The sequence below is a fragment of the Nonomuraea sp. NPDC049784 genome, assembly GCF_040659615.1.
GTDB lineage: Bacteria > Actinomycetota > Actinomycetes > Streptosporangiales > Streptosporangiaceae > Nonomuraea.
Genome location: NZ_JBFAMX010000692.1, coordinates 1 through 5,032, shown reverse-complemented (window position 1 = coordinate 5,032; position 5,032 = coordinate 1). Strand labels below are relative to the sequence as shown.

The following is a 5,032-nucleotide window of genomic DNA, read 5'->3' as shown; positions in this document are numbered from 1 at the left end:
TGCACGGGCCTTACGAGGGTGACGAGCTGGTCGCGCTGGCCGGGGCGCTGGGGTCCGCGCTGGACGCGCTGCACGTGGCCGGGCTGACGCATCGGGGGCTCAATGCGGAGAGCGTGCTGCTGGCCGCCGGTGGTCCCAAGGTGATCGAGCTGGGCGTGCCCGCCGGCGGGACGTACACGTACACGGCTCCCGAGGTCCTGACCGGCAAGGAGGCCGGGGCGGCGGCCGACGTGTTCGCGTGGGGCGCGGTGGTGGTGTTCGCGGCCACCGGGCTCGATCCGTTCAGCGGGGAGAGCCTGGGCGGGGTCATGCACCGGCTACTGACCGTCGATCCCGACCTGGACGCGCTGCCCGAGCCGCTGCGCGAGCTGGTCGGGCGGGCCTTGGCCAAGGATCCCGCCGACCGGCCCGCGGCGCGGGAGCTGCGCTTCGAAAGCACGGCGGAGATACGGCCGCCCGAAGGGCATGCGGGGCCGCGGTCGCTGGGCGAGGTGGCCGAGGAGGCGTACCAGGCGCTCACGCCCCGGCAGCAGGCGGAGGTGCCGGGGCTGCTGCTGCGCCTGTTCGACGGCGACAGCCCGCACGACGAGGGCGACGTGCTCGGCCCCCTCATGGACGCGGGCCTCCTGGTACGGCGCAGCGTACGCGTCCCGCCGACCGAGACCACCGTGGGCAAGCTCGTGGCCGTCAGCGACGACCGGGTGGCCCCCGCCAGCGCCGCGCTCTACCGGGCCTGGCCCCGGCTGCGCGACTGGGTCGAGGACGAGCGCGAGAGCATGCCGGTCCACCGGCTGATCCGCGAGGCCGCCAGAAACTGGTCCGAGCACCGGCGCGGCAGGAGCCCCCTCCTCCGCGGCCAGGCGCTGGACACCGCGCTCGCCTGGGCCGCGACCAAACGCCGCCATCTGCGCCTCAACCAGCTCGAACGCGACTTCGTCAATGACAGCGTGGCCCTGTCCAAGCAGCGCAGGAAACTCCTCGCGCCCGCGCTGGCCGCGCTCGGCGCGGTGCTGGCCGTCGCGGTGACGCTGTCGGTGGTGTCCGTACACGGGCAGAACCAGCTGCGCCGGCAGCTCATCGAGGCCAACGCGCGGGCCGTGGCCGCCAGGGCCGAGGCGCTGCGGTCGTCCGACCCGCGCACGGCGATGCGGCTGAGCGTGGCCGCCTGGAAGCTGTCGCCGGTGTTCGAGGCGCGGGCGGCGCTGCAGGCCTCGCTCGTGCAGCCGGAGCTGGGGACGTTCACCGATCCGGCCGCCGACATGCGGGCGCGTTACCTGCTGCGCGGCGACGAGCTGGTCAAATGGGGCACCGGCGCGGTCGTCGTCTGGGACGTGCGCCGCGGGGGGCGGCTCGCGTCGTACCCGCTGCCCGTGGGCAGTGTGCTGAGCGATGACGGGAAGTTCGCGGTGGGGGCCGACGGCAGGGCGATCGAGGTGGCCACGGGGCGCCCGCCCGCCGCGACGGCCGTGTATGCGATCACCCAGGGCAGCAGGACCCGGGTCTACCGGGGTGGGCAGCTGCTGTTCGACGTCGCCGACCGCCAGGTGGCGCTCTCCGCGGACGGGAGCAAGGCGGCCCTCTCGGCCCTGAACGGGCGGGTCGAGTTGTGGGAGCTCGGCGGGCGGACCCGGACGGGAGCGGTCGAGGTCCGGCCGCTCACCGGCGCGGACGCGGCGGCACCCGCCCTGGCGTTCAGCCCGGACGGCGGCACGCTGGCGGTGGCCGGGCGCGACGGGGTCACGCTCGTGGCGGCGGGGACCGTACGTGCGGAACGCGCGGAGACGTTCGGTACCGAAGGCACTGGCCCGGCGAACACGGCGCCGTCCGGACGGGAGCCCGCGGGCGTGGCGTCTCCGGAGGCCTCGGCGCCCACTGGACGGGAGCCCGCCGGCACGCCGTCGCCGAGCCCTTCGGCGTCCGGCCGCCCTGAGGTGCTGCGCTCGGACGGGCAGGACGCTCGGGACTCGGAGCGCGACCGCACGAAGGCGTCCGTCCTGCCCGGCGTGGAGGTGGCCGGCGACGACGACCTGGGACACACCTCGGCGGACCCGCCCGCCTTCAGCCCCGACGGCCGCCTGCTCGCCCTGCCAGGTGAGGGCGAGGTGCGGGTGTGGAACGTGGCCGAGCGCCGCCTCGCGGGCGCGTACCCACTCAGGAACCCCGAGCGCGGCCTGGCCTTCTCCGCCGACGGCCGCTCGCTGCGCTACCTGAGCGGCACCGGATCCGTCGTCTCGCTCGACGTCTCGGGGCTGCCGGTCCCGTCAGAAGACGGCCACAGCGCCGCCTTCTCCGGCGACGGGCGGGTCGCCGCCAAGGCGGTCGGCGACTCCATCGAGCTCACCGACGCCGTCGAACGCAAGACGCTCGGCCGCATCGCCGCCGCCGGCGACCTGGCCTTCGACGCGGACGGCCGGCTGCTCGCCGTCGCGGGCGACCCGGTGACCGTGTGGGAGGTGGCCGGCGGCAGGCAGGTGGCCGCCATCGACGCCGGCGGCGACGTGCCCGCCGTCGCCCTCTCCCCCAGCGGCGACACGCTGGCCACCGCACGTGGCAGGACGCTGGAGACGTGGGACGTTCGCGAGGGGCGGCGCATCAAGGCGTACGAGGGCGCGGGGGATCTGGCGCTGGCCTTCAGTCCCGACGGCTCGACGCTGGCCGCCGGCGCCAAGCTCCTCGACCTGAGCACCGGCGAGATCACCCCGCTCGACCTCCCCCGATCCGGCGACGCCTCCCCTGTGCCGACCGCGCTCGCGTTCTCCCCCGACGGGCGCACGCTGGCGTTCGGGCTGGAGGGCGGCCGGGTGCTGCTCTGGGACGTACGCAAGGAGGAGCCGCGGGGCACCATCCAGACCGGCACGGCGCCTGTGGACGAGCTGCGCTTCTCCCCCGACGGCGACCTGCTGGCCATCGACGCCGCCCGTACCTCGCTCTGGGACGCCGGGACGATGCGCGAGGTCGGCCAGGCGGGCTCGTGGGTCGCGGGTCCGGCCTTCACCCAGGACGGGAAGCGGCTGCGCGGCGTGGCGCTCGACGGCACCGTGCGCGAGAGCCCGGTCGATCCCGCACTGACCGCGAAAGAGGTGTGCACCAAGGCGGGCGGGGCGCTGAGCAGGGCGGAGTGGACCAGGCTGATCCCGGAGAGCGGCTACCAGGACAGCTGCTGACGGACGAAAAGCGGCGCGCCCATGCCGTCCTTCCACCCGAAGGGGCTTCGCCGAAGTGCGGCGGGTGGCTGAGGAACAGCGGCCAGGCGCCGTGACGTGTGGGGCTAGTACTCCAGCTGTAGATCGTGATCCGAGAGAGGCGCGTCGGCGAGGGACGGCCGTTATTCCAGCCACATTCCGTCGCGCATGATGACTCTCCCGCGTAGTTCCGGCTCGCCGCGCCAAGCGCGCACAGTCCTCGGGGCCACGCGTACATACAGAAAGGAACCCTCTTCCACGCGCGGATCCCACCCGAACTTGTCGGCGAACGCCTCCGCTGCGTCTCCGGGCACCTCCTGGTCCGGGAAGCACTCCGCCTCACCCTGGAGAAGCACCACGTCGAAGGCGTCCGGGAGCGCCAGGCGCACGCGCGGCTCTTTGCGAACGTTCCGCGCAGTCACGGAAGTGGCGCTGGTGCACATCCACACCGCTCGCCCATCCCACAAGAACCACAGCGGCACCTGGTGCGGCCCGTGATCAGGGTGAGCCGTCGACACCCATACATCCCGCTCGGTAACGAGCCGCTCCAGAGCGTCGCGCATACGCTCCGCCGTCTGGCGACGAACGATTCCCGTGGTCTCCATGAAAACCGACCCTAGCCAAACAGGCGCGAAACGCGCCTGAGGCGCAGGACCTACTCCCAGCGACCGATGAACCCCTCAGCCTTTGGCTTAGGGGCTACCGACTCGGTGCTCAGAGTGGCCAGCGGAAGTGCTCAGTCACACTTGTCTCCGGTAATGGCTGGCTCGTGATCGCGCCTGGTGGCTGCGTCGCCAGGCGGACCAGCTGAGCCGGTGGGCCGGGCCGTGAACGGGCCGGACAACAACACTGATGAACAGGTGCTGGATCTCGTTACAGGTCAGCGGGATCAGGTTGTCCGGCGTGGGGCGGTGTGCGTGTTCGTCAGCGCGGACGACGGCGAGGAAGGCATGGGCCAGCATCGCGAGGGTGACCCAGCGGGCCCAGGAGGGGTAGCGGCGGACCTGGTGCTCATCCAGTCCGGCCAGCCCCTTCTCACTTTGGAAGGTTTCCTCCACCCGCCATCTGGAACCTGCGACCTTGACCAGGGTGGTCAGGGATGCCGACGTGGTGAAGTGACAGCGGTAATAGGCGAGTTCACCGGTGGTGCGGTTGCGACGGACCAGGAGCTGGTGGTGGCCCGGTGCCGCCTCGGCGAGGTCGATGACGGCCCAGTCGTAGAACCGCTGCCCCTTCGCGCCGCGTCCGGCCGAGAGCTTCTGCCACGCCCGCTTCGGCACCTTCTTCACCAGCGCATCAGCGCGGAACGTGCCTGCGGCGGTGGTCATTTCAGCTGTGCAAGCCACTGCGAGGACGTAGCCGATGCCGCGTTTTTCCAGCGCGGATCGCAGTTTCGGGTTGCCGCCGTAGACCTCGTCACCCGTGACCCAGCCGACGCGGTGTCCAGTGTCCAGGAACCGTTCGATCATCACCCGGGCCAGTTCCGGCTTGGTCGCGAAGACGGTGTCCTCGCCGAGCCCCGCTGCCCGGCAGCGGTCCGGATCGCAGGTCCAGGAGCGCGGGATGTACAGCTCTCGGTCCACCGCCGCGTGCCCGCGCTCGCCGGCGTAGACGAGGTAGACAGCGACCTGGGAGTTCTCGATCCGCCCGGCAGTGCCGGTGTACTGGCGCTGGACCCCGACGGTGTGGGTGCCCTTCTTCACGTCGCCGGTCTCGTCGACGACCAGCACAGCGGCCTCGTCGTGGAGGTGCTCGACGACGTACTCGCGCACGTCGTCACGGACGGCCTCGGCATCCCAGGCGGCCCTGCACAGCAGGTGCTGCATGCCGTGCGGGGTGGCCTCCCCGGC

2 protein-coding genes and 1 pseudogene are annotated in these 5,032 nt (G+C 72.5%); 1 reads left to right on the top strand and 2 read right to left on the bottom strand.

From position 1 onward, the window contains the following. Positions 1-3,164, top strand: a pseudogene (locus tag AB0J09_RS55950) (hypothetical protein); the annotation flags it as partial. 161 nt (positions 3,165-3,325) lie between these two features. Here AB0J09_RS55950 and AB0J09_RS55945 read toward each other — a convergent pair. Then, entirely contained in the window at positions 3,326-3,745 is a 420-nt protein-coding gene (locus AB0J09_RS55945; protein ID WP_360710607.1) for a pyridoxamine 5'-phosphate oxidase family protein, read from the bottom strand. Positions 3,746-3,922: 177 nt separating this feature from the next. Then, positions 3,923-5,032: IS701 family transposase (locus AB0J09_RS55940; RefSeq protein ID WP_360710604.1), on the bottom strand; the 1,110-nt coding region annotated here is incomplete at its 5' end.